Annotated in this window: 20 protein-coding genes and 3 pseudogenes; 8 read left to right on the forward strand and 15 right to left on the reverse strand. The window is 69.1% G+C overall.

The window, feature by feature from the left end; genetic code table 11:
- Positions 1-406: 406 nt before the first annotated feature.
- The 4 genes and pseudogenes from FHS38_RS32400 to FHS38_RS32415 form a co-directional block, all read left to right on the forward strand.
- Positions 407-1900 (forward strand): hypothetical protein, encoded by a 1494-nt coding sequence (locus tag FHS38_RS32400; RefSeq protein WP_184739754.1) that lies wholly within the window; start codon positions 407-409, stop codon positions 1898-1900.
- Positions 1901-2681: 781 nt separating this feature from the next.
- Positions 2682-3782 carry an alpha/beta hydrolase gene (locus FHS38_RS32405; protein WP_260421064.1) on the forward strand — a complete coding sequence of 367 codons (1101 nt, stop codon included), beginning with the start codon at positions 2682-2684 and terminating at the stop codon, positions 3780-3782.
- A 234-nt stretch (positions 3783-4016) separates the two neighbouring features.
- Complete coding sequence (locus FHS38_RS32410; RefSeq protein ID WP_184739756.1) at positions 4017-4178, forward strand: hypothetical protein; 162 nt, start codon at positions 4017-4019, stop codon at positions 4176-4178.
- Positions 4179-4397 (forward strand): annotated as a pseudogene (locus FHS38_RS32415) (transposase); the annotation flags it as partial. It lies immediately after the preceding gene.
- A 22-nt stretch (positions 4398-4419) separates the two neighbouring features.
- Here the strand turns inward: FHS38_RS32415 and FHS38_RS32420 are convergent.
- The 12 genes and pseudogenes from FHS38_RS32420 to FHS38_RS32470 form a co-directional block, all read right to left on the reverse strand.
- Entirely contained in the window at positions 4420-4734 is a 315-nt protein-coding gene (locus FHS38_RS32420) for a hypothetical protein (protein ID WP_184739758.1), read from the reverse strand.
- Between the two features lie 502 nt (positions 4735-5236).
- The gene (locus FHS38_RS32425) at positions 5237-6127 is read right to left on the reverse strand and encodes an alpha/beta fold hydrolase (RefSeq protein ID WP_184739844.1); all 891 of its coding nucleotides are present in this window, start codon (positions 6125-6127) and stop codon (positions 5237-5239) included.
- Positions 6128-6229: 102 nt separating this feature from the next.
- Positions 6230-7378, reverse strand: coding sequence for a sulfotransferase family protein (locus FHS38_RS32430; protein WP_184739759.1), 1149 nt, complete (start codon positions 7376-7378; stop codon positions 6230-6232).
- 231 nt (positions 7379-7609) lie between these two features.
- Positions 7610-7939, reverse strand: coding sequence for a hypothetical protein (locus FHS38_RS32435; protein ID WP_184739762.1), 330 nt, complete (start codon positions 7937-7939; stop codon positions 7610-7612).
- A gap of 510 nt (positions 7940-8449) precedes the next feature.
- Complete coding sequence (locus FHS38_RS32440) at positions 8450-9412, reverse strand: terpene synthase family protein (protein WP_260421065.1); 963 nt, start codon at positions 9410-9412, stop codon at positions 8450-8452.
- An 8-nt stretch (positions 9413-9420) separates the two neighbouring features.
- A complete protein-coding gene (locus FHS38_RS35810) occupies positions 9421-9678 on the reverse strand; it encodes a hypothetical protein (RefSeq protein WP_260421066.1) in 258 nt (85 codons plus the stop codon).
- A 26-nt stretch (positions 9679-9704) separates the two neighbouring features.
- A pseudogene (locus tag FHS38_RS36445) lies at positions 9705-10172 on the reverse strand (SAM-dependent methyltransferase); the annotation flags it as partial.
- Positions 10173-10518: 346 nt separating this feature from the next.
- Positions 10519-11394, reverse strand: coding sequence for a coiled-coil domain-containing protein (locus FHS38_RS32450; protein WP_184739767.1), 876 nt, complete (start codon positions 11392-11394; stop codon positions 10519-10521).
- Positions 11395-11878: 484 nt separating this feature from the next.
- Positions 11879-12340 (reverse strand): hypothetical protein, encoded by a 462-nt coding sequence (locus tag FHS38_RS32455; protein WP_184739769.1) that lies wholly within the window; start codon positions 12338-12340, stop codon positions 11879-11881.
- 532 nt (positions 12341-12872) lie between these two features.
- On the reverse strand, positions 12873-13400 hold the full coding sequence (locus FHS38_RS32460; protein WP_260421070.1) for a VanZ family protein: 528 nt from the start codon (positions 13398-13400) through the stop codon (positions 12873-12875).
- Positions 13401-13684: 284 nt separating this feature from the next.
- Positions 13685-14230, reverse strand: a complete 546-nt coding sequence (locus FHS38_RS32465) for a P-loop nucleotide/nucleoside kinase family protein (RefSeq protein ID WP_184739848.1) — start codon at positions 14228-14230, stop codon at positions 13685-13687.
- A gap of 179 nt (positions 14231-14409) precedes the next feature.
- A complete protein-coding gene (locus FHS38_RS32470; RefSeq protein WP_184739771.1) occupies positions 14410-15237 on the reverse strand; it encodes an alpha/beta fold hydrolase in 828 nt (275 codons plus the stop codon).
- 77 nt (positions 15238-15314) lie between these two features.
- Between FHS38_RS32470 and FHS38_RS32475 the strand changes: the two genes are divergently transcribed.
- The gene (locus FHS38_RS32475) at positions 15315-15920 is read left to right on the forward strand and encodes a sigma-70 family RNA polymerase sigma factor (RefSeq protein ID WP_184739773.1); all 606 of its coding nucleotides are present in this window, start codon (positions 15315-15317) and stop codon (positions 15918-15920) included.
- A gap of 67 nt (positions 15921-15987) precedes the next feature.
- Here FHS38_RS32475 and FHS38_RS32480 read toward each other — a convergent pair whose 3' ends face one another.
- Positions 15988-16362 carry a cupin domain-containing protein gene (locus FHS38_RS32480; protein WP_184739775.1) on the reverse strand — a complete coding sequence of 125 codons (375 nt, stop codon included), beginning with the start codon at positions 16360-16362 and terminating at the stop codon, positions 15988-15990.
- 67 nt (positions 16363-16429) lie between these two features.
- Between FHS38_RS32480 and FHS38_RS32485 the strand changes: the two genes are divergently transcribed.
- From FHS38_RS32485 to FHS38_RS32495, 3 genes and pseudogenes are all read left to right on the forward strand, one after another.
- Entirely contained in the window at positions 16430-16870 is a 441-nt protein-coding gene (locus FHS38_RS32485) for a MarR family winged helix-turn-helix transcriptional regulator (RefSeq protein WP_184739776.1), read from the forward strand.
- Between the two features lie 120 nt (positions 16871-16990).
- Positions 16991-18388: pseudogene (locus FHS38_RS36570) on the forward strand (carboxylesterase/lipase family protein); the annotation flags it as partial.
- A 798-nt stretch (positions 18389-19186) separates the two neighbouring features.
- Complete coding sequence (locus tag FHS38_RS32495; protein ID WP_184739778.1) at positions 19187-19561, forward strand: GvpU-like protein; 375 nt, start codon at positions 19187-19189, stop codon at positions 19559-19561.
- Between the two features lie 175 nt (positions 19562-19736).
- Here FHS38_RS32495 and FHS38_RS32500 read toward each other — a convergent pair whose 3' ends face one another.
- On the reverse strand, positions 19737-22541 hold the full coding sequence (locus tag FHS38_RS32500) for a DUF5682 family protein (RefSeq protein WP_184739780.1): 2805 nt from the start codon (positions 22539-22541) through the stop codon (positions 19737-19739).
- The gene (locus FHS38_RS32505) at positions 22538-23650 is read right to left on the reverse strand and encodes an ATP-binding protein (RefSeq protein ID WP_184739782.1); all 1113 of its coding nucleotides are present in this window, start codon (positions 23648-23650) and stop codon (positions 22538-22540) included. Before FHS38_RS32505 ends, FHS38_RS32500 begins: the two co-directional genes overlap by 4 nt.
- Between the last annotated feature and the right edge of the window lie 2 nt (positions 23651-23652).

The following is a 23652-nucleotide window of genomic DNA, read 5'->3' on the forward strand; positions in this document are numbered from 1 at the left end:
TACGACAACGAATTCGGATACTCCTGCCAAGTCATCCGCGTCGTCCAACACATCACCGGAATCGAATACCCCACCTACCCCACACCCACCACCTAGATCCTGTCTCGTCGGCCAGCGTCGGGTCCAGATGAGAAGGCCGACGATGTGGAGTGCGGCCTGGTAGACGATAGCGATTTCGGCTACTCCTGCCCGGTCATCCGCGTGGTCCAGCACGTCTCGGGCCTCGAGGACCCGGCCCACCCATCCCCGGTGGTCTGACCTGGGTCTCGCTGTGCCGCGCACCGCCCACGCGACTGCCCCGCCCTCGCTCCAGGGGGCGGGGCAGTTTCCGTCACCCCGCGTCGAGCCTCTACCTTGAACTCCGACGGGAACTACAAGTGGCGGCAAAGGCAGGTGAGTTGGGTTAATGGCGACAGATCCAGCGGATGCGGTGTCCGTCAGCGGGGTCGGGTTCGGGGACTACTACCGGGCGCATGCGGGGCCGCTCGTCGCCCTGTCGCTGCTGCGGGGCGCGGACCTGGTGGAGGCGGCGCAACGCGCCCAGGACTCGATGACGGTGGCCCGGCGGTGGATGGACCTGCTGGTCGCGAACGTGGTCGGGGCCACGAAGGACACCAGGACCCCCGTGGTCACCGCGCAGGCGCTGCGGTCCTGGACGTGCCGGATGACCGTCGGAGGCGGCTGCGGAGCGCTCCGCCCAGCGCACGGGACGGTGCCCGCCCTCCTGGGGAAGGGCAGCACCGACGCCCTGGTGCAGGTCCGGACGGTGGTGGCGCTCGCCCCGCTGAGAGAGTTGAACGAGCGCCAACTCAACGTCATTGCCTTTCGGTTGGCCGGCTGTGCGCCGGGAGCGATCGGGTACGAGCTGGGCCTGTCGATGCCGAAGGTGCACCGCACCCTGCGCCACGTCGGCAAGCTACTCGAAGCGGAGACGGGGGTACGGCAGGCCAGAGGTGCCGAGGCGCCGGGGGAGGCCGAGGGGTCTGGGGCGGCCGAGGGGGCCGCGGAGGCAGACGTCAGGTTCACGGAGCTGCTGGGCGAGCTGGCCGCCGCGCTGGATCCCGTACTCGACCTGCGGGCCGGGCTGGACGAGGTGAGCGGCTCCATTGGTGCGGACGGGACCACCGCTCGCCGCGCGCCCGTACCGCCGCTGTGGAACCTCGGCCCCTCGCTCCCCGTGCCGCCCTTCGGCGCACCAGTGCTGCACTCGTTCGCCGAGCCCGCGCCATCCGGGGTACGGGCGTACGCGGCCGGCCTCGCCCGGTGCGACGCGCAGGGCCGCGAGGCTGCGCTCGGCGGGTTTCCCGTGGTCGAGCTGGCGGCCGTACGGCTCGGAGCGGTGCTCGCCCTTCAGGTGGAGCGATTCCGGCGGGAGGCCGAGAGGTCCGGGACACGGGCCACCAGGGACGAGTTCCGGAGGGAGGACGCCCGGGCGTTCGCGGTCGCACTGGCACAGGACGCCGCGCTCGCAGCGCCGATGTTCGAGGCGGTGAAGGACCTCGACGTCCCGCGCCGCGTCGGCTTCCTGGCGGCGGGCCTCGCCCATGACGACCCCTGGACGAACGAGGTCTCTTACGACGGGATCGAAGCGTCCCTCGCCCTGGCCCAGTTCCGGCGCGCGGCGGTGCGGGCGGCGCTGCGCGCGTCGCACCGGCCCGGTGCGGACACCTCCCCTCAGTCCGGCGGCTCGCTCGCCGAGGCCCTCACGCAGTCCCTAAGCGACACCCACCGGATGATCCACCAGCTCGACGAACTGAACAGCGACCTCTCGCGTGCCGAGTCGACCCTGCCGGACGGCTACTACGTCGACATGACCCGGGACTTCGACCTCCACCAGAGCTTCCACGCGGACCTGGCCCTCGGCATCGACGCCGTCCGGGAGGCCCTGTCGCAGCCCTAGGGACGATGTCTGCCGCGTGGGATGTGGCTTCCGTGGTCATGTGGATCATCATCACACCTCAAGCGTGATTGAGGTCAAGCGTGTGATCGCATGGCGATGTGACGGTGACCGGACACCGGCGCGGTTCTGGCACAAGCTGCCCGGAAAGTCTCGGCCCAAGAGAACGACCCGGATTCGAAGCAGTCACATGATCGGCCGGACAAGTCCTAGTTGGCCAGTGAGCGCAAGAGATCACCAGCATGTGCTCAACTCAGCTCAACTCATGGGGCTACCTCCGGACGGGCAACCTTCACCCAGGCTTTCTGGCATGTTCGGACAAGGCCCACCAGACTGCCCGTCATCAGGTAGGAACCCAAGGAGCCCTCTGCTCCCTGCAATAGTGACGAACCGCTCGGCTTGAGCATGGGCGCCTCGACGGACCCTACGTCCTGAAGGGCGCCCCGGCCGCCGTCGGCCTGAGGGAACTGTCACCGGAGTGAGCCCAGAAAGGGCCATGGAATGATCTCGAATTCCTGACCACCCGTCACCCTGCTCAACTCAACGTCGTCGGTGGTGTACCGACCTGCCGTCCGGAACAGTGACGCGGAAACCCCCGGCCCATGGCCCTGGTCTGCGGTCTGCGGTCTGCGGTCTGCGGTCTGGGCAGCGGTGCCGCCCGACGGTGTGATTGGCTACGCCGTATGGGTCTCAGAGGAGCGTTCCCCTGCTGCACTCGGGTGCAGCAGAACTGTTCCAGCCGGGGTGCCGGACAGCGTCCCGCCGTCCGGCCGGGGGGTAGGTCATGAGCACCCGCCGCGCACCGTCGGAGCACGGCCGTTTCCCCACACCGAAGGCAGTTCCCCCCTTCGACCCCGAACTGAGCGTCGCGGTGGCGGCCATGGGCAAAGAGCCGAGAGAGCCGCTCACCCCGGACAACCTCGAGGCCCGGCAGCAGCGGGATGCCGCGACCCGGCCCAGGCCGACGGCCGAAGACCTTCGCACCGACGGCCGTTTCGAGGTGACGGAGCTCTGTGTACCGGGACCGCCGGACGGACCGGACGTCACACTCGTGAGCGCGCGGCCCGCCGGCCTCGCCGGCCCGCTGCCACTGCTGTACTACATGCACGGTGGCGCGATGATCACAGGCAACGCCTGGTCCGTGCTTCCACGGATCCTTCGCGAGTGGGCCCTACCGCTGGAACTGGCTGTCATCTCAGTCGAGTACCGACTGGCACCGCAGGCCCAGTACCCCAGCCCCCTGGAAGACTGCTACGCCGGACTCGTCTGGGCAGCCGGGCACGCAGCAGAACTGCACATCGACGCGGACCGCATCATCATCGGAGGCAAAAGCGCCGGCGGCGGGCTTGCCGCTGCTCTCGCCCTGCTGACCCGCGACCGCGGCGGCCCCCAGCCACTGGGACAACTGCTGCTGTGCCCGATGCTCGATGACCGCAACAACACCTTCTCCAGCCATCAGATGACCGGCATCGACATGTGGGACCTCACCTCCAACGCTACCGCGTGGAAAGCACTGTTGGGAGACCGCTACGGTGCTGCGGACCTGCCACCCTACGCAGCCCCCTCCCGCGCCACGGACCTCACCCGACTCCCACCGGCCTACATCGAGGCCGGCTCGGCCGAGATGTTCCGTGATGAAGACACGGCCTACGCAAACGCGATCTGGCAGGCCGGTGGCCAAGCCGAACTACACATTTGGCCCGGCGCCTACCACGGCTTCGACAGCAGGGCACCACAGGCCGCCCTCAGCCAGGACGCGCGCAACGCCCGCACCCGCTGGCTCCAGCGCCTCCTCACGCAGTCCAGCACGAGGAACCAACCCGGCCTCGGCCTAGCCGCCGCACAAAGCGCCGGACAGAGCCCGGCAACCCGCCACCCCAAATGAACCCGATCCGTACCCCTTCATCGCGGCGGCCTGGCTGCGGCTCCGCAAGGCCTGCGTGATGTTGTGATCAGTCGGTGGCCTTCAGGAGGTCGTCGATCCAGATCATTGCGCAATTCACCGCAGATGCCGTTCTTCTGCTGGCCGAGCGGCATCAGCTCGCACTGAACAACCCCCTGTCCGACTTTCCTCGACAACCCGCCCGCCTGGACCCAGGACGTCACGCCGGGGAACCTGATGCGTCACACCAGCGGCGTTCCCGACTACCAGGATCTGCTGGAGGCCAAGGGCATCGAGCTGACGGATCCGGCCGGCCAGCAGGAAGCGATCGCGGTCATCCTCACCTCACAGCCGGACAGTCGGCAGCGCACCGCATCATCGGCCAGATGGGACGGATGACTCGTCATCCCTCACCGCCGTGAGCGCGGCCAGACTGAACTCCCTGCCTGGAAGGAGGAGCACAATTGCTCCCACAAGCAGGTCCGGGCCCGTGTTGAGCACGTATTCATCCGCATGAAGACCTGGAAGATCCTCCGGGACTGCCGGCTCAAAGGCGAGGGCGTCCACCAGCCCATGCTCGGTGTCGCCCATCTGCACAACCTCGCCCTGACCGGGTGATCGAAGTAGAGACAGTCGCAAGTCAGTCCATGACGGGGCCGGCTGCTGAGAACTTCTGACCCGAGGGCCTCTGGTGGCCACATTCCAGCAGATTGCCATCGGCATCAACCACCGTGTAGCCGACAAGCAGTTTGGCAGCGTCTCCATCCTCGTAAAGCCACACTGTGATGCAATCTTTCGAGACGAAGGTCTCGAACCAGACATCGATGTCCTCGGACTCCGGCCCCACGGTGAAAACCTCTCCAGGATTCAGCCAGTAGTCCTCCCCCAGCGGCTCGATGAAGAGACAGAGGTCGTTCCTGCCCTCGTTGCCGACAGGCATCCTGCTGCGTCCCATCAGTCCCCCCCCAACAATCGCCACTCCACGGACGCGTACAGGCTAGCCGCAGCGTCCAGCAACGCCCTCTCCGCGCTGCTGCCCGCTTCGCGGGGCGCCTTTCGGGACAGCCCTCAGAACTTCGAATCGGTTCTTTGGCTCCAGGCGTGTCGCGCCTTTGACGCTCATCACGCCGATCTCACCGCCTGCCGCTCGTCCGCGCGCACCAAGCGGCGCAGCTCCACACGGGCCGCCGGTGCCTCTCCTCGCCCAGTGGGCCGGGAGGGGTGCCCCCAGTTCCGGGCGGACAGCTGTAACAGCCGACTGCGCAACGCAGTGGTTGTTCGGGCGCGGTGTGGCGAGCGCTTGGCAGTGGTGTTCCAGGCGCGCTGGGTCTGCACCAGGCGCGAGGGGGGGAAGGATGGTGGCTCCATAAACCGCATGAGAGCTCGCGTTCGAATTCCGGGTCATTTCAAGCCCCCAGCAGGCGGCCTGCCTGTGACTGAGCTCCTCATCTGGCCAGTTAGCCGCCCTCGACGCGGTGGACGAGCATGGCGATATGGCCGACAAGCTCGGGCCACACATCCTGCGGAAGGTTGTGGCCCATCCCTTCCAGGATCACCAGTTCGGCACCCGGGACGGCGGCAGCCGTGGCCCGACCGCCACTGACATCGCACAAGATGTCGGAGGCGCCGTGCACCACCAATGTGGGCACTCGCAGGGACCGCAGCCGTTCAGTGCGGTCACCCGTCGCTACGACCGCGAGGCCCTGGCGCTGCATGCCGAGGGCGTCGTAGCCGCGGTCGAAGACCCGTCCGGCCCGCTCGGCCGCGGCGGCCGCGTCGAACGCGAAGCCCGGTGACGCAGCGAGGCCCAGGGCGCGCACCTGCCACTCGACGAACGCCTCCCGGTCCTGCGGCGGCCCTCCCAGCTCGGCGAACACCGAGAAATCGGCCTCGCCCACGCCTGGTTCACCGGTCGTGGACATCATCGACGTCAGCGAGCGCACCCGGTCCGGATACTCGATCGCGACCATCTGGGCGATCATCCCGCCCATCGAGGAGCCGACAAGGTGCACGCCGGCCAAGCCGAGCGCGTCGAGCAGGCCGACGGTGTCGGCCGCCAGGTCGGAGAGCGAGTAGGACGCCGTTGAGAGGTCACCGGCCAGGGCGGCCGGGAAGTCCGGTACGGGCGCGTCACGGAAGTGCGTCGACTGACCGCTGTCGCGGGTGTCGAACCGGATCACCTGCAGGCCGCAATCCACCAGCGCCTGGCAGAAGCCCTCCGGCCAATTGATCATCTGTGCGCCCGCCCCCATGATCAGAAGGACCGGCGGCGCATCCGGTGCACCAAATCGTTCGTAGGCGATCTCGATTCCGGACGGGCCGACATTCCGCGCTTTCGTTTCTGCCATGGCAAAAACGGTAGCCCCCGAAGGCACACCGAAAATCGCACTGTGGGCTGACGTTTTCCCCTTGCCCTGGGAGGTACGGTAAAAGTGGCGAGGGTCTCTCGCCTACGGCCAACCGTGACGGTCATTGGGGCCAATGGAAGCGCGTACGCCAGGCCGACCACGTCTCGAGCCTCCCGAGTCGCCGGGAGCGGGAATGACACCAGCTGTCGTCATCTCGCTCTGACCCTCGCCGCCTGCCAGGGCGCGCGCGCCGGGAGCGCAACACTCCCGCAGCGCGGCGAGTTCAGCCGTCGGTAGCCGCGGGGAGGCGCCCCGGTGGCTGCCGTCGATGCGCGCACTCCCGGCTTCGAGCCATTGCGGGAGCGGCTCGACGCCGATGAAGTCGGCCAGTCGCGTCAGCTCTTTGCGGGGCTCGTCGAGGAGATCCTCGTAGGCGAGCGTGGTCCACATGGGTGCGGGCACCTCGCTGAGATGATCCACACCCCGGGCGACAAGCTCCGACCACAGCGCCCCGAATCGGGGCAGCGGCAGGTCACGGTCCAGCACGAGCGCAGGGTCGAATCGATCGGCCAGCAGCTCCGACAGCTCGGGCGGCAGGGAACGGATCTGATCGTGGGTCAGTTCGCCGTGGCGCTCGGCACCGGTCCGCGCGAGGATTTCCCGCAGCAGGAGGATCAGCCGGTAACCCGTGTGCCGGCTCATGGACAGGGCGCAGTCGGGCCCGTCCCTGAACAGGTGCACGAAACGCGCCTGCGGGAAGACCCGGCACAGGAGCGGCACCCGCTCCGTCGAATAGCCGGACCTCTCGACGACCACTCTGCGCCCGAATCGCACGCACAACAGATCGAACAAGGCCTCGTAGTGTTCCGCGGCAGTACGGTCCGGCCAGCGGCATACCTGCTTCCCGAGCTCGTCGAACAGCCCGTCCGGGTCGTCGGTGAGGTGCGGAAGCACCATCAGGGCCAGGGCGGGGATGCCGGTGGTCTCCGTCGCGTACCGTCCGGGGCGACGGGTGTAGACGAACTCCGGCATCGGCACCCCGCTGCGGATCATGCGCTCGAACTCCGGATTGGGGTCGGCGAGCAGCCGCCAGAACTCCCCACCGCCGAGGGGGCCCTCGGGAAAGCCCCGGCTCTGCACCGACGACAGCAGCTCATTGAGGCTGAGCACATCCGGATGCGCATTGACGATGCCGGACAGTGCGGTCGACCCGCTGCGGCCTGTACCGACGACGAACGTCACAGTACGCATGTGGCCATTCCCCTTCGACGACCGACCGTGCCCATCGCGAACAGGCTTCCCCCGGCGCTGCCGCCCGACTCCTCTCCCGAGGTGAGGGGGCACCCCTGGTGCCCCCTCGGCGTGACTCCACCTGGAGAGGTGCGCCCGCTTGGGCCAGAGAGGAATCCAGGATCCGGTGCAGCGTTTCCCTGATTCCGTCGCGAGGCTGCTCCTGCCCGGACACCCTTGCGTGAGCGGCAGTCACGGGGGGAACTCTGTGAACCTCACGCTGTGGTACTCGGGCAGCGTGCCGTTGTCGCCGGGGTTGAAGAATCCGAAGATCCCGCCACTGCAGTTGCTCTGGAAGTAGACGTTGGCTACCCGGTTGGTTTGGTTGGAGATCCGGCCTCCGCCGTTTCCGAGGTTGAAGCACGTGTTGTCCGCGGGGTTGGTCAGGGAGCGTTCGAGGTCTCCGGGCTGCTCGTGGTAGAAGAAGGTGCCGGTGGCCGCCTGAGCGGTTCCTGTCGGCATGGCCAGAACCAGCAGGGCTGCAGCGGCGGGCGCATACGACGCGACGGTGCGGTATCGCATGACATGACCTCCAGTGTGCGGTATGCCCAGCACAGCAGAAGTCGTCAACAATCGTTGCCACTAAGTTCACAATTCCCCCGATAGGGTGAATGTGGACGTTCGGTCGCGACCGTGGCGCGCTGGGTTCTGACATCCGCCGGACACAACCCAGGGCCTTGCAGGGCTGCCTGGTGTCCCGGAGGGTGAACGCTGGCGCAAGCGCGTGGAGGAGCCGACGACCGCCACGGTGCTCGTAGACCGTCAGGGACAGAGCTTTCATCGCGGCCTGAGCGCGTTCGGCGTTCAGGCCCTGACCAGCGGCGGCCGAAGTACTGGAAGCCGTCGGCAGCCGCGTTCGACGCACTGGGCACCATGCCCCTGCGCCACCGGTAGGAGGAGAACAGCATCACCGGTTCAGCGGCGTGCGAGGCCGACGGTGAGCTCCGACTGCCCGCACCGTTTCGGCACCCCGTGCGCCGGACCGCGCCGTTCGACCCCGACCTGGGTGCCTCACAGGTTTGAGCCACCGGTTCAGCGCGCGGCGTACCGTCGCGTACGCCTCCCCCAGTCGTAGTTTCCGCGCATGCACGCCCACATCGCGTCCGCGACGAAGTCCTCGACGTGCGCGCACTCACCTGCGGGGAGGGCGAGTCGGTCACAAAGGGAGTCGAGTTCTCCTTCCAAGGCAGAGAAGTGGTGGATGCGTTGGCGCACCATGTCGCAGATAGCCTCGATCGCCGTGACGCGGGGGCAGGCGCGCTCACGCTCGACGATGAGCACCAGGTTGTTCAGCTCCCCCTTCCGTTCCTCCTTCTCCACCGACTGGACGTCATTGACCAGGAAGGCCACATCGCCGGTGAGCTCGCGCATCGTGCGGAAGACGGTGGAGTGGAAGACGGCGTCGGGGATTTCGCGGTGGCCCGCACGTTCGCACTGGATCAGGGTGGGGTCCGCCCCGACCACCTGTCGGCGTAGGAGCACGTATTCCTGGGATCCGAGGAGACGGCGCGACAAGCGGTGGCGGGCCTCGGTGACATGGCCGGCGAAGTAGGTTTCCCAAACCTCGGCGGCCCTCGTCCGCCAGGCCCGGGACATACCAGCGGTCTGACGGCTCCAGAGGTCGGCCCATGCGTGCAGGAGGGCCGGCGGGGAGGCCGTCGGGACGGGGCGGAGATGGTGCATGACGGCGGTGAACTCGTCGCAGACCACCCTGGCACGTCCGGGGTGGTCACCGATCGGCGTGTCGAAGAGGTCATCGAAGAGGAAGAAGAAGCTCTGCACATCAGCGGCCGTGCGCAGGTCCTCGCCGACGGCTCGCGGGGAGACGCGGCCGGCGAGTTCGGCCAGGTCCCAGGAGGCGAAGCGATCCAAGGACGTCTCGTCGGGGAGCAGTTGGCGTTCGCGGACCCAGGAGAGCGTCCCCCGCCGGGCCTGTGGCACGTCCGGGCTGATCCGGGGCACCACAGGGATGAAGAAGTCCGTTGCTTGTGGCATGGGTTCTCCTAGACCGCCCTGAGCCGGACGAGCCGTGATTCGATGCTGCCGTCGTACCAGGCCCGCAGGAACCGGGAGTGCCAGTGGACGGAGCGCAGCAGCCGTGCGTGCTCGGGCCCGTCCTCCGCGCATCGCTCCAGTTCGAAGTCCAGCAGCGTGAGGGTCTGGAGCCAGAAGTCCCGGGTATGGCGGGTGATATCACGCGTGTCCTCCACCGCCAGGCCCGCGTGCCCGGCCGCCGTGACGAAGTCGCCGAAGGTGCCCACCCGGCAGGCGAAAAGTCGTTGAACGGCATGCGCCAGGTGCGGTCCACCACGAATCCGTCCTCGACGAAGAACCCGCCCCCGGTTCGCAGCGCGGCTCGGATGCGTGGGAGGGCCTGGTCCACCGGCATGTGGCAGAGGCTCTCGACGGCCACGGCCGCGTCGTACCGTCCGTCCTCCGCCAGCTCACAGACGTCCGCGAGGAGCGGAGTGACGAGATGCCCGACTCGGGCCTGCCGGGAGAACGCGGCGACAGCTGGGATCTGCTCCGGGGAGATCGTGCAGGCGGTCACCCGGGCCCCCAAGCGCTGCGCCCAATAGATCGAGCCACCGCCGACGCCACAGCCGATGTCGAGCAGCTGCCCGGCGGCGTAGCGGCCGATGTCCCAGAATTCCGCTGCCCGTTCAAGGAGCCGCTCCTGGGCCTGGGCCAGCCGGGCCCGTGTCGCGCGCTCCGAGGGGTCCGCCGCGGAAGGCGGAGTGTCGAAGTACGTCATGTGGTAGTGCACCCGGGGGCCGGGGCCGTAGCGCGCGATGATGCGCGATGTCCTGCCCTCGTAGTGCTGCCGGATGGCGCCTGCCGTGCTTTCCAATATGGAAGCCCCTTTCGGGGAGGCGGAAGTTTCAGGCTAGAGGCCGACCGGGGTGACCCCCAGCACGCTTTCGGACAGGCCCTCATGCCGTGGGTGATGCCCCCGCTCCCGCGGGGTAGCCGATCATCCGCAGGGGAGGCATCCAGCAGCGGTCCGGGATCGGTGGCCAGGAAGCCGATGTCGGCCAGGGCTTCCACTTCCGGCAACGCAGTGTGCGCGGCCTAAAGGCCAAGATCGGTATCGGGCTCCGTTACACGGAGCGCTCGGCGCGTGCAATCGCTTCACCGGCCCGGCGGCGCGCGTGGTCAGCGGCGCGGGCCGCGGCCTCGGCCTGGGTTTGCGCCTGGTGGGCGGCAATGCGCGCGGTCTCCTCCCGCTGCTCCACCGTCTCCAGTTGACGGGCGAGTTCTGCCCGCTGCCGTTCCGCCTCCCGCAGGAGCGCGGCAGCTTGCTCGCTGTCCGTTTCGGCCTGTCGCAGTTCCCCCTCGCGGGCGTCGGCCTGTTCCTGCGCGGCGCGGGCCTCTTTCCGGGCCTGCGCGAGCTTTCGCTGCCGCTCCGCTTTCTGCTCGCGCTTGTGGGCGCCACCGTTCCCCTCTGCGTCGGGGCTGTCCCGGACGGACGGTGCGGGCGATGGCGGTGCGCCCCCTTCGGCCGGAGTGAAGCCCACCGGGGCGGCCAGAGGTTTCGGCAGGTGGCCCGCCGCCCACAGCTGTGCTGCCTCCGGATCGGCCAGGGCCGCGTGCAAGGTCTCCGCGACCTCCCGCTGGACCTCCTCGCTTACGGGGTGACCGGCCTCCGCCGCGAGCTTGCGGGCCTCCCTGGCCAGAGCACTGACCACGACGTGCTGCTGACGGCTGAGCTCACGCAGCCGACCGCCCTCGAGATCCCGGTGTGCCTGGCGCAGACCCTCGCCGAGCGCGAGCAGCGATGTCACTTCGTCCGGGCGGGCGCGGACCAGAACGTTGCTGGCCCAGGCCGACAGCGTCGGGCGGCGTAGCGTCTGGACCTTCTTGGCCAGCGCACGGTCGCCCGCGGTGCGGGCCGCGGCCACATGCCGGCCGCGGGCGGCGGTGAAATCCTGCGGGTGCAGCCCGTACAGCTCCTCGGTCACACTCTCCAGGTCCACGGATCCTCCTGATCAGCATGGGGCCCGGAGTAGTTTGCCGCAGACCCGGTAGCAAACCGCCGCAAGCCGCGCGCCTTCGCCGAAGAGCGGCATATCAGCCGGCGTCACGTCCAGGCGCAGCCGCGCGAAGCACAGCGGATGACGGTAGGCCCGCCCTTCTCGACGACGGCGTCAGCGGCGATTTCGGCAGCTGGATCCTGGGTGAGCGGGGTGGTGTCGAGGCGTTCGCGCCTGCCCCAGGCCGCCCCCGGACGCCCATCCACCGGCGCCCGGTGCGGCAAAGCCCGGGAGCCGGGTGGCGCGGTAGCGCCATTCGGCCGGTCGGCCCCGCCGCGAGCCGTGGCGCGACCCGGCCCGTGGGCGGACCGTGATCGACGCCTGGCCCGCGGCAAGCGCGACAGCCGACGAAGGGCGCGGTCGGCGGTGACGGACACGGGTGGTCCGGACCAGCTCACGGCAGCCGGGCCGGGCCGGGCCACGGCATTCAGCCTGCCTTGCGCTCCGCCTTGTCGACCTTGCACTTGACACCGCTGGTGGACGCGCCCGCCTTGGGCGTGTAAGGGGCCGCGATGTCGAGAGTCTCCCAGCGGCCGGGACGGACGAAAGGAACGGAGGTGGCCCGGGTGGCCACTGGAGTGCCGTCAGCGGCTGTGAACTTCACGGCGAGGTCGTAGGTGTAGGTCACCGTCACATTGTGATTGAAGACCATCACGCTAGCCGATATGCCCTTCTTGTCATTATATGTACAGCTGGAGATCTCGACATCCTTCGCGGCGTCACCACTGTCGGCAGCGCGGGGCGCCGTGTCGGCAGCGGACGTGTCGCTTGAGTCGGAGGCCGAGCCCTCCCCCGCCGGATCACCGCTGCAGCCACTGACGCCCATGCCGGTCAGGGCGACGAGGGCGAATCCGGATACGGCTGCGGCGCGGGTGCGTTGGAACTTCACTGTTGGTTCTCTCGATCCAGTGGTACGGGAATGGCGCCCTGTCCCGGCGCCATCGACGAGCCCGCGTCACGCTATGCAACAGGCCCCCCACCTGGCCATACCGCCGGTAACACTGTGACAGAGTCGCGACCGCATAGATCCCAAGTCCTGATCACAGACGGCAGAAACCCAGACGCCCCGCACGCAACCCCCACACCCTGCGGCAAACACGACGGTGACCTCGAAATGGACCACGAAAACGGACCGGGAGTGTGTCGAACCGCGTGACCTACCGCACATCCGGAGCCGGCCGCTCCTGGCCCTACGACGGGGAGGGTTTCCTGCGACGCGGCTGAGTGCCTGCGGGGGCCCCGAGCGCGGGGCAGGCAGAAAGGTTCGATAGGGGCAGGCGGGCGCTGGTGGCTGCCGCGGCTGAGCCGTACCAGGACGGGTGACGACGCCTGCGGCCCGCCCCGGATGACCGATCGCTCCGCGGAAGGGGCGGAACGGTACACGTCGGCCTCGACGGGCTGGACCGGGCGGAGGCGCCGGCTCACCGCCCTTCTCGGGAAGTCGGAGGCCCGGTGAAGCGGTGCCACCAGTGACGGCGCCGCGGGTGTACGGCCCGGCCCAGCCTGCGCCCGATCACCAGGTAGCCCAGCAGGGCGCCCGCGGTATTGAGCAGCACATCGTCGATGTCGAAAGCCCGGCCGGTGATGAGGGCGCCCTGGACCAGTTCGACAAGCAACATCACCACTGCGGTGACAGCGGCTACGCGGACCAGCCCCCGGGCGCCGGGCACCAGTACCGGCAGCAGCAGGCCGAATGGAATACCCAGTGCGATATTGCCGCCGAGTTGCTTGAGGGTGTCACGGAAGGCCGGTCGGGCAAGGTACTCACGGACGGAGTCGCCTGGGCGCAGGTTACTGTGCGTCAGCGATTCCGAGGCAGCCGAAGGTTCCAGTGTCAGCCGGGCCAGCACCACTCCGAAGGCCACCATCCCCGCGAATGCCAGCAGCATGACCACCACGCGCACCGGCCGTGACAGCCGATGCCTGTCGGCCGCCGTCCGGCCTTCCATGTCCTTGGCGGCATCGTCGTGCGGGACTTTCCGCGCCATCACGAACGCCCCCCGTCAGGGTTGACCTGTCTGCCTCTATCCGTTACCCCCGAAGAACATGAAAACTCCCCGAGCGGAAGGGGACGCGGGCCCAAGCAGGGTGCAGGTTCCGAAAGGGGACGACGGTGTCCTCGTGATGTGTCGCAGCCGTGGCCGGTGAGCCGCGACCCCGGGGGCGATCCGGGCCTACCACTGCGCGAAGGGATCGCGGGCGACCAGCCACCACCGCGATCACCCCGGATGTCCTACCGGCCCGGACACGCGCCGACACGGGCCAGCACCAGGTCAGCCAACTGCTCGGGCGGCAACGCGCCGTCCAGGAACACCGTGTCCCCGGGCACGGTGGCGGTCGCGGCCATGCATGCTTCGATCCTGTCCTTGCCCCAGCGCCGGACCCGCTCCTCCCGCTCGGGATCATCAGGGAAGAAGGTCCGTCCGTCGATCCGCTTCTCCAAGACCTCCCGTGAGACGTTGAGGAAGAAGTGGTGCAGGTCGATGCCCGCGTCCTTCAACACACCGAAGATCTCACCGGCGTATCCGGGGTTGACCAAGGTCATGGGAACCAGGACCGGACGGCGGTACTCCTCGACCAGTCCCACCGCCAAGTCGGCAACCTGCCGCCGCCACAACCGAAGATCCTGGAAGTCGCCGGTCGGCACCTCCACGATCTCCCGCAGCACAAAGCCGACCATCTCGGGGTCATAGACCAGAGCCTCGGGCCAGCGCGGACGCAACTCGTCCACCAGCGTGCTCTTCCCGCTGCCGAACGCACCGTTCACCCAGACGATCAACGCGATCCCCCCACCCCGGCTGCCACACCCGCGCGTCGGGCCCGGCATGTCGGATCAGCATGCCGTGCGGATCGGACGAGGCCAAGCGCTGGATGCGCCCGTAGGCAGCTCGGATGCGCCCCGGTTCAGCGATCCCAGCGGTCTGGCCCATTTCAGGCTTCTGGGGCGTGCGGAGGTCCTCAGCCCAGGAATGCCGCGGTGGCCGCCACGAACCGGTCGGCATCGTCGAGCCACGGGTAGTGCCCGGCTCCGGGCTGAACGTCGAGCGTGGCGTCGGAGAACACGCCTGCAAGCTCAGCCACCGAGCACGGGGGGCTGTTCACGTCGTACTCGCCGGCGAGCAGCAGTACGCGGGCCTCGCAGGTGGCGAGTGCCGCGCGGGTGGTCTCCGGGTCGAAGGCGCCCTCAGCCGCGAAGAGTGCGGCAGCCTCCATGTTGCTCGGCCGGCCGGCTGCATGGTGCTGCCGTGCCGCGGCGTCCCACCGGCCGCAGAAGAAGGGAGCGATGGCCTCCCAGTCGCTGCCCGTGCCCTTACCGATCGCCTCCAAGGCGGCGAACGCCGCCGGGAACCACGGCTCGCTCTTCCGGAGCTGCGCGAGCTCGCGCCGCGTCTCGCCGGTGATCGCTATACCGACGGCTCGTGCACCGGGTGTGATCAGGGCGAGCTTGGCGACGTTCTCCGGGTATCGCGCCGCGTACCGCATCGCGAGGTTCGCGCCGCCGGAGTGAGCGAGCAAGTCCATCCGGGCGAGGCCGAGGTGTTCCCGCAGCGCCTCGACGTCCTCGACGAGACGATCGCAGCGGTAGGAGGAGGTGTCTTCGGGAATCGCGGACCGGCCGGTGCCGCGAAGGTCCAGAAAGATCAGCCGGCGGTGCGTGGACAGGCCGCCGAGGTCGCCGAGATAGAGGGAGTCCGACGGGCCTCCCGGGAGGCAGACGACCGGGTCGCCGTCGCCGGTCACACGGTAGGCGAGCTGGGTTCCGTCAGGCGCGGAGAAGGTAGGCATGGCCGGGACTCTGCCAGCCATAACCAGGTTATACAACCCGGTTATGAGAGGAGGGTGCCCGGGTGTATAACGGAGCGGTGGCAGATGGAGAAGACACGCATCAGGACCCCGGGGTGCTGACCGAGGAACAAGCCGAGCGGATGCTCGCCGGCATGAACGAGGTCATCCGTGCGGGCGAGGAGATGCGGACGCTGCGCGCCGAAATGATCAGAGTGCTCGTCGGCTTGGGCTGGACCCAGGACAGAATCGCCCGGCTCACCGACATGAGTCAGCCCGCCGTGTCGAAGCAGGTGACGAAGCACCAGGCCGCCGGCCCACTGCCCCCGATGACACTCTCCCTCGACCAGTACGACACGCCATGGCTCGAAGGGCGCCTGTGGGGCCTCGCCGAGGAAATCTCCGAGACCTTCTGTGACACCGCCCGCTGCACGCGCTACGTCCATGCCATCGCCCGGGGAAAGAAGCGCTTCACGCCCCAGAACGTCGACGAGCTGCGGCGCCTCCTCGAAGAGGACCTGAGGCTGCACCAGGCGGAGATGCCCGGCAGCTACCGGGACGCGTACGACGAGATCAGCCGTGGGCTCGACGTCCCGTCGAAGGAGACCACCACCGCATCGACCTCCGTGCGCCGCACCCTCGCTCACCGGATCCAGCGCGACCGGCTCCGGCTGAGCACCGAATGAGGGACTGCTTCCCCGGAAGAGAGACCGGCGCGGATCCGGGAAGCGTGGCCACCGGCCCCCTCTGGCCCTAGTGAGCCCAGGGCGGCGTGATGGTGCTGCCGTCGGCCAGTTCGGCGCTGAGCCCGACACGTGTAGTGACCCACATGTGCGCGGGCTGGTCGGTGGCATTGGCAACCGCCAGCTCGGAGCCTGCCGGAGCCACCGCCGCGTCACCGACGCCGAGTTCGGCGGTCTCGCCGGCGATGGTGAGCCGGAGGCGGCCGGACAGAACGTAGAACGTTTCCTCGTGACTGATCGTGTGGGCCGGGCCCACCATTCCGGCCGGGATCTCGCCGCGCCAGGCGGCGAGGTCCCGGCTGCCGGTGTCCGGGCGGACGTAGGAAACGAAGCGGGCACCGTGGATCTCGTGCACGACGGCCTCGTCGCTGCGGATGAAGGGCATACCGACCTCCTTATAGACAAGTTGCTTGTCTATATAGACAAGCAGCTTGACCAGATATAGTCAAGTCATGGATGACGCCCTGGCCTTCTCCGCGCTCGTGCTGGCACTCTCCGGGCAGCTGGTGCAGGAGATCCACACCCGCGTGACCCAGCAGGGATTCGAGGACCTGCGGCCCGCACACGGGTTCGCCTTTGCCCGCATCTCGCTGGGTGACGCCACTACGGCCGACCTGGCCGAGCATCTGGGGGTCACCAAGCAGGCCGCCGCCCAACTGGTCGAGGAACTGGTCCGCAAGGGGTACGTGGAGCGGCATCCCCACCCCCACGATGCCCGTGCCCGGCTCTTGGGGCTGACCGAGGCCGGCCGGGCCGCCACCCGCGCCGCCGACCAGGCAGCCCGGGCTGCCGTCGCACCATGGCGCGAGGCGTTGGGCGAGGCACGCTTCAGTGAGCTTGTCGCCGACCTGACCCGGCTGACGCCACCGGAGCCGATCCGCCCCGCGTGGTGAGCCGGTGAGCCCCTGGCCGGTCCCGACTGTCGATGACGGCCTCTTCCGGTCCGGTGGTCTTGGAGCCGTGCTCGGAGGAGTCCACGTCGTGGAAACGGCTGGCGCGCGTCGTGACGCAAGCGGGATGCTGCGGAGTGTCCGGGCCGAGACGCGGACGGGGTGCGGGCGGCGGTGTCGTACGGACCGCCGCCCCCTCAGGGCGGCCATTTCGGTATGGACGCGCTGTCGCATGATGCGGTGGGCGACGACTGGCTGACGGTCAACGTCTGGTCTCCCGAGCCCGGCCCGGGGGCAGGGCTGCCGGTCATGGTGTGGATCCAGGGCGGCGCCTACCGATCGGCATGTCCGGACTGCCCGAGTACGACGGTGGCCGGCTGGCTCGCAACGGCGTCGTCATGGTGACGTTCAACTACCGTGTGGGTCTTGAGGGTTTCGGGCAGATCGAGGGGGCGCCCGCCAACCGAGGTCTGCTTGACCAGGTCGCCGCCTTGGAGTGGGTGCGTGACAACATCCGGGCCTTCGGCGGCGACCCGTCCTGTGTCACGGTCTTTCGGCCAGTCGGCGGGGGCCGGGTCGGTCGCCGCGCTGCTGGCGATGCCTCGTGCGGCCGGGCTCTTCGGCAGGGCCGTCGCGCAGAGTGTGCAGGGCACGTTCTTCTCACCGGAGCTCACCGCCGACATCACCACCTCCTGCGCCGCCGAGCTGGGGCTGCGGCCCACGGTGGCCGAACTCTCCACGGTGGCCCCGGCCAGCCTGTCCGCCGCCGGTGACGCGGTCGGCGCCAAGATGGCCCGGTGGGCGGAACGCTGGGGCCAGGTCGCACACAAGCCGATCCCGTTCTCTCCGGTCGTCGAGGGCGATGCTCTGCCCGTCACTCCATGGCAAGCCTTGGCCGACGGCGTCGGCCGGGACATCGACCTCCTCGTCGGCCACACCCGCGACGAACAGCGGCTGCTCACCGCGTTCGACGGCCTGCTCGGCCAGGTGACGCAGGAGCAGGCGGCGAGGGCCTGCGCACCTTCGGCCCCGGCCGGGACGGCGCACGCGGTTACCTCGACGGCTTTCCGGCCGCGGGCCCGGACGAGCTGTACGAACTGGTCCACTCCGACTGGCTGTTCCGCATGCCGACCCTTCACCTGGCCCAGGCCCGGACCGCCGCCGGCGGCCGTGCCCACGTCCAGGAACTGACCTGGCCCGCCCAGGGCATGGGCGGTGCCCTCGGCGCATGCCACGGCCTCGACGTGCCGGCTCGTCTTCGGCAACCTGGACCGCGGCCAGCCTGCCCTGCTGATCGGCGAAGACCCCTCCCCGGAGGCAGAGGCGCTGTCCACCCGCATGCGCGCCGCGTGGACGGCGTTCGCCGCCCACGGCGACCCCGGCTGGCCCGCGTACGACACCGAGCACCGCCTCGTACAGCTCTTCGACACCCAGCCGACCGTCACCGCCTACCCGGAGGAAACCTCCCGCCTCATCAGGCAGGCCCACAGCTTTCCCGCACTGCCGCTGATCGGCCGGTAGAGGCCTCGGCCGGGGTGCGCTGCGTCCAGACGGCCAGTGGGCGGAGTGTCCGGCGCCAATCCCACCTCGCCGCGCAACGCGTCGAGGGGCCCTGGCGCCTCATGGCACCAGGGCCCCGAAGGAAATCCAACACCACCTGTCGGCCTGCTACTGCGCCGACGTTCTGTTTCCGCTGCCCCACCCAGAAGGAGGGCGGCAATGCGGGGATCGTGGATGCCTGACCGGGGACCACCTTCCGTTCCGGGGTCTTGCGGTACCCGGGCCGAACCTTCCTCGCCCGGGCCGTCCTGATGGCGTCTGCTTCCTCCGCTCTTCCTCTGCATCACCTAAGTGCATGACCGGCACTCACCGGTCGTGCGCATTGCTGGGCTTACTGTCGGCAGCCCCTGAAACCTGCGGGCCGCCCAGGGCGGCTGTCAGGCCCGTCACCATCCTGCAAAACTTGGCTCCGGGACTCCACAACCACCCTGACCTGCGAACTCACGAACCACTACCCGCCAGTTCGTCTCTGCCGGGTCTCGCTTGACCTCGTCTACGGCAAAAACGTTAACCGCGCGACAGTCCGATGTCTACTACCACGAGCATAGATTTTGGAGTGTCCGAGGCAGAGGAAATCTGCATCCTGTAACGAGACGAGTGAGCCTCGTCATCGCGGGCACCGCCCTCGTCCGCATGGGTGTCCATGACGGCCCTCACCCGCTCCCCTACCCCGGTACCGCACGCTTCGGCCCCCTTACCGCGTTCCCCCCTCCCCCGCCCCGACCCAGCCGACCGGACCGACGGATAGAATCGGCTCTCATGTCGATCCCTGACGAACTGCTCGTCGATGTCGCCACCATGGTGGAGTCCGAGCAAAGCAATCAGATGTCCCTGACCGTGGTCACCGGCGGCGCTGTCATCACCGGACGGCTGGCTCCCGAAGCCGTGTGGAGGGAGCGTGTGTCGGAGGTCCTGACGGACTCGGCCCACCTTGGCCCGTTCTCCGGCATCTTCACCGCCGGCCTGACACAGGAGCGGCCCGACCGCAGCAAGCCGCCCACACATCTGCACTTCCACGTCGCCCGCATCCTGCAAGGCAGCATCGGCATCCCCGAGACGGGTGGCATGTACCGCGTCGCGATCAAGGACGTCAGCGCCTGGACCGTGGGCGACTTCAGCTACTCCGACCACTGAGGCATCGCTACTGGAGAAGGGCCCTTGCCGGCGCGCACCGGCAAGGGCCCCTCAGTGCTGCGAGGACCACAGCGAGCCGGAGCCCGACGTCGGTCGGCGTGCCCGACAGAGGGCGCCTGCTGTGTCGGTCGCCCCGACGGCGGATCCGCCGGGTGGGCTTTCGCCCCCGCCGGCCTCATGCGCCGGTGAGCAGCACCTCCAGTGCCACAGCGGTATCCGGATGACGTCCGGCCAGTGCCGCGCCCGGCGGGCCGGGGTCCGCCGGCTCCCACGGCCCGTCGCAACCCAGCAGGCTCGCTACCGCGTCGCACGTCGCGGGGTGGGCGACGAGCAGCGTACAGCCGCGGCTGCTTCCCGCGGGCCCCGCCGAACGCTCGGCGTCCGGCTCCGGCTGTGCCCGCCAGGGCGGTACCCACTCGTCCAGCGCCGCGAGCCGGCCGGGGAAGATCCGCCCGGCCTCACGGATCAGCAACGGGGCCAGCTCGGCGCCACCCGATCGCAGGGTGGTGATCAAGGTCGGCAGCCACGGCAGGAGCACCGGGTCCGGCAGTCGTCCGAACGCGTGCGACACTGCCTCCACGACGAAGTCGGTGAGCCCCGGGACGGGCTCCAGGGCGTGTACGAAGCCACTGAGGTAGCGCGGATAGGCGGGCAGCACCAAGGGGTTGCCCAGCAGGTCGTCGCACTTCGCCCGGAGGTCCGCGCGGGAGAGGTGGCCGAGCTGCACCTGAGCCGCCCACAGCAGGGCGGTCTTCGACGGGTCCTGTGGATGCGACTGGGCGACCGCCAGCTCGAGTTGGGTCCGGTCGCAGCCCAGCGACAGCGCCAGGCTCTCCATGCTGAACAGGAAGCCGAGCATCGCCGCCACATGGCGGACGGTGGCGTCGTCGTCGGTGAACGCCGTCGGCAGCAGGGTGCAGTAGTGCGCGTACCCGGTCTTGGCGAAGGACTCGATCCACGGCGGCAGCACCGGCCGGCTGGTGCGGTAGTACGCCAGCAGGCGCCGCACCCGGCGCAGCACCTCCGGCGCGCCGTCGACGTTGCGTTCGGCCGACAGTACCTCCAGGGCGCGTGTACCCAGTTCGTCGGCGAGGCGGCGGCTGCGCAGGTACAGCGTCGCGTCCTCCACGGCCTCCAGGACGCTCGCCGCGGTGGCCTGCGGGCCGAACGCCGCGCGGCGCAGGCGCTGTTCCAGGACCTGCTCGATGCTGACGCCCTCGTAGCCGAGCTCGATGAGCGCACGCTGGTGGGTGCCCAGCGCGACGTCCCACGACTCCTGGATCGGCCGCTCCCCCAGCCTCCGCTCGCCCATGATCGGCCGCGCTGCGCCCTGAGGCAGCAGGTAGCGCAGCATCCACAGCACGTCGGAGCAGTGCCCCAGCTCCGGCTGGGCGGCGATGTCCAGCAGCGCCCGTTGCACGCCGCGCTGCTGGAGCTTCAGGTCCAGTGAGGCGAGCCGGTCGTGCACGTCGCGGGCCAGAGGTGGCAGCGCGTCGTAGCCGACCTGGCCGACGCGGTCGCCGCCCATCATGATTTCCACGAGGCGGCGCACGTCGCGCCGGCCCGGCACGGTGTCTTTCTCGATGCAGGTGACGGCCGCGTCCTGGAAGTCGTACGGCGTGGGTCTGGTCCGGTCGCGGATCCCGGCGAGCAGGATCGACGTCTCGAACACCGCGATGGCGTCGGCGGTGGAGGCGAGGTAGCCGTTGCGCCGTGCGGCGCGCACGATCTCCACCGACCAGCCGAGCAGTTCGGCCTCGTCCAGCCGGTCCAGGGCGGGCGGTTGCTGAAGGAAGCCGGTCAGCTTGTCGGAGGGAGGCGCCGCCGGTACGGGATCCGCTGTCTTCTTGGCCTTCTTCGGCTTCTTCGCGCCCGCCTGTCCCACCAGGCGGTACGGTTCCACGCGCGTGCGCTTGACGTTCTTCGCCCAGACCGTCGAGGCGATCGACACCGAGCCGGCGGCGAGGCCGAACTGTGCCTCGATCGCCGCGTGGCTGGACGGGATCAGGCCGTGCTGCCACGTGGTGGCAGTGCGCGGGCTGATCTCGAAGGTGTCGGTGCCGTGGGCGCCGAACTCCTCGACGCGGCTGGCCGCGTGGAAGGCGCCGCAGACGTAGAGGCAGTCCGCGGGATCGGTGCCGGTCGCGGCCAGGTGTTCGCGCATCCTGGTCCACATGTAGCGCTCGCGGTCCTCGTCCACCCGCACCCGGTGGGGGTCGCCGGGTGCGAGACGCCTGAAGAGGCTGCCGATGAGGAGCATGGCCTGGCGGTAGGTGTCGTGGTCGCTGTCGCCGAGCGGCAGTTCGACGTACTGGTGCCACCATTCCGACCAGTGCCGCACCCTGCCGTGACGCAGCAGGTGTTCCTCCAGCTCGGCGAAGCGTGGCCGCAGGTCGCCGATCTCCACGCCGACCGCGTCGCCGTGCAGCGCGGCCTCCTCCTCGGCGGGCGGTGTGTCCGCTTCGGTCGGCTCGGCCGGGTCGTCGGGGTGCCTCCCGCGCTGGTCCCACTGGAAGACGTGGTCCGAGGAGCGGTCGACGAGGACCAGTTCGACGCCGGGTGTGTCCAGTGCGTAGGCGATCGCCTGGTACTCGGCCGAGGCCTCGGTGATCGGTGCCACCACCGACAGCGGGGCCCACTCGGGCGGGAAGCCGTCGATCTCGCTCGCGAACGCCTGGAGGGCCACCGGGAGCCTGCAGTTGCGCAGTTCGGTGAGCAGCGGTGCCATGTCCTCGCACAGCTCCAGGTACACGACCTTGGGCTGCTTCTGGCGCAGGCGGCGTGCCATCGCGATCGCCGAGGCGGGCGAGTGGTGGCAGACGGGGAAGATCTCCAGTGGCTCGCGTACCGCGCGGTCGACGTCGTCGACGATGCCGAGGAGGATGCCCTCCAGGGCGTCGGGGCCGTCGGCGAACGTCGCGGCGGCCTGCTGCAACTGCGCGCGCAGTGCTTCGAAGGTCCCCTCGTGCGTGCCGCTCATGACAGGGTGGCGATCGCGTCGCGGCCGCCCTCCAGGAACTCCGGCCAGGATCCGCCCTCTTCCTTGCTGCGCGGCTCGACGACGCCGTGCAGGTACTTGTTGAGGATGGCCAGGTCCTCTGGCTCGCGCCGGGCCAGTGACCCGACGAGGGAGGAGGCCAGGGTGTGGGCGGTCAGGGCGCGCTCGCCGAAGAAGTTGCAGTGCAGGATCGCGTCCTCGAGCACGCCGATCTGTTCGGCGGTGGACAGGGCGGACTCCAGCTTCTCGTCGTCGCTGCCGGCCGAAGCCGCCGAGGCGCGCAGGTCGGCGAAGCTCTGCAGCAGCACATCGAGCAGTGTCGGCGGCACGTCCAGCTCGAGCTGGTGGCGGCGGAGCAGTTCCTCGGTGCGGAAGCGGACGATCTCCGCTTCGCTCTTCTTGTTCGTCACCACCGGGATGCGTACGAAGTTGAAGCGGCGCTTGAGGGCCGAGGACAGGTCGTTGACCCCCCGGTCGCGGCTGTTGGCAGTGGCGATGATCGAGAAGCCGGGCTTGGCGAAGACGATGTTGTCGCTGTCCAGTTCCGGGACCGAGATGTACTTCTCGGACAGGATCGAGATCAGCGCGTCCTGGACGTCGCTGGTGGAGCGGGTCAGTTCTTCGAATCGGCCGATCGCGCCGGCCTCCATCGCGGTCATGATCGGTGAAGGGATCATGGACTCCCGCGACTGGCCCTTGGCGATGACCATGGACACGTTCCAGGAGTACTTGATGTGGTCCTCGGTGGTACCTGCCGTGCCCTGCACGACCAGTGTGGAGTTGCGGCTGATCGCGGCGGACAGCAGCTCGGCCAGCCAGCTCTTGCCGGTGCCGGGGTCGCCGATGAGCAGCAGGCCGCGGTCGGAGGCCAGCGTGACGATGGAGCGTTCGACGAAACTGCGGTCGCCGAACCACTTCTGCGAGATCTCCCGGTCCAGGCCGTCGGCACGCTCGGAGCCCAGGATGAACAAGCGGACCATCTTCGGGGACAGGCGCCAGGAGAAGGGTTTGGGGTTGTCGTCGATGGACTCCAGCCAGTCCAGTTCGTCGGCGTACTTGGTCTCGGCGGGGGCGCGCAACAGGTCGGACATAG

This window comes from Streptomyces netropsis, assembly GCF_014203545.1.
In the GTDB taxonomy this organism is placed as follows: domain Bacteria; phylum Actinomycetota; class Actinomycetes; order Streptomycetales; family Streptomycetaceae; genus Streptomyces; species Streptomyces netropsis.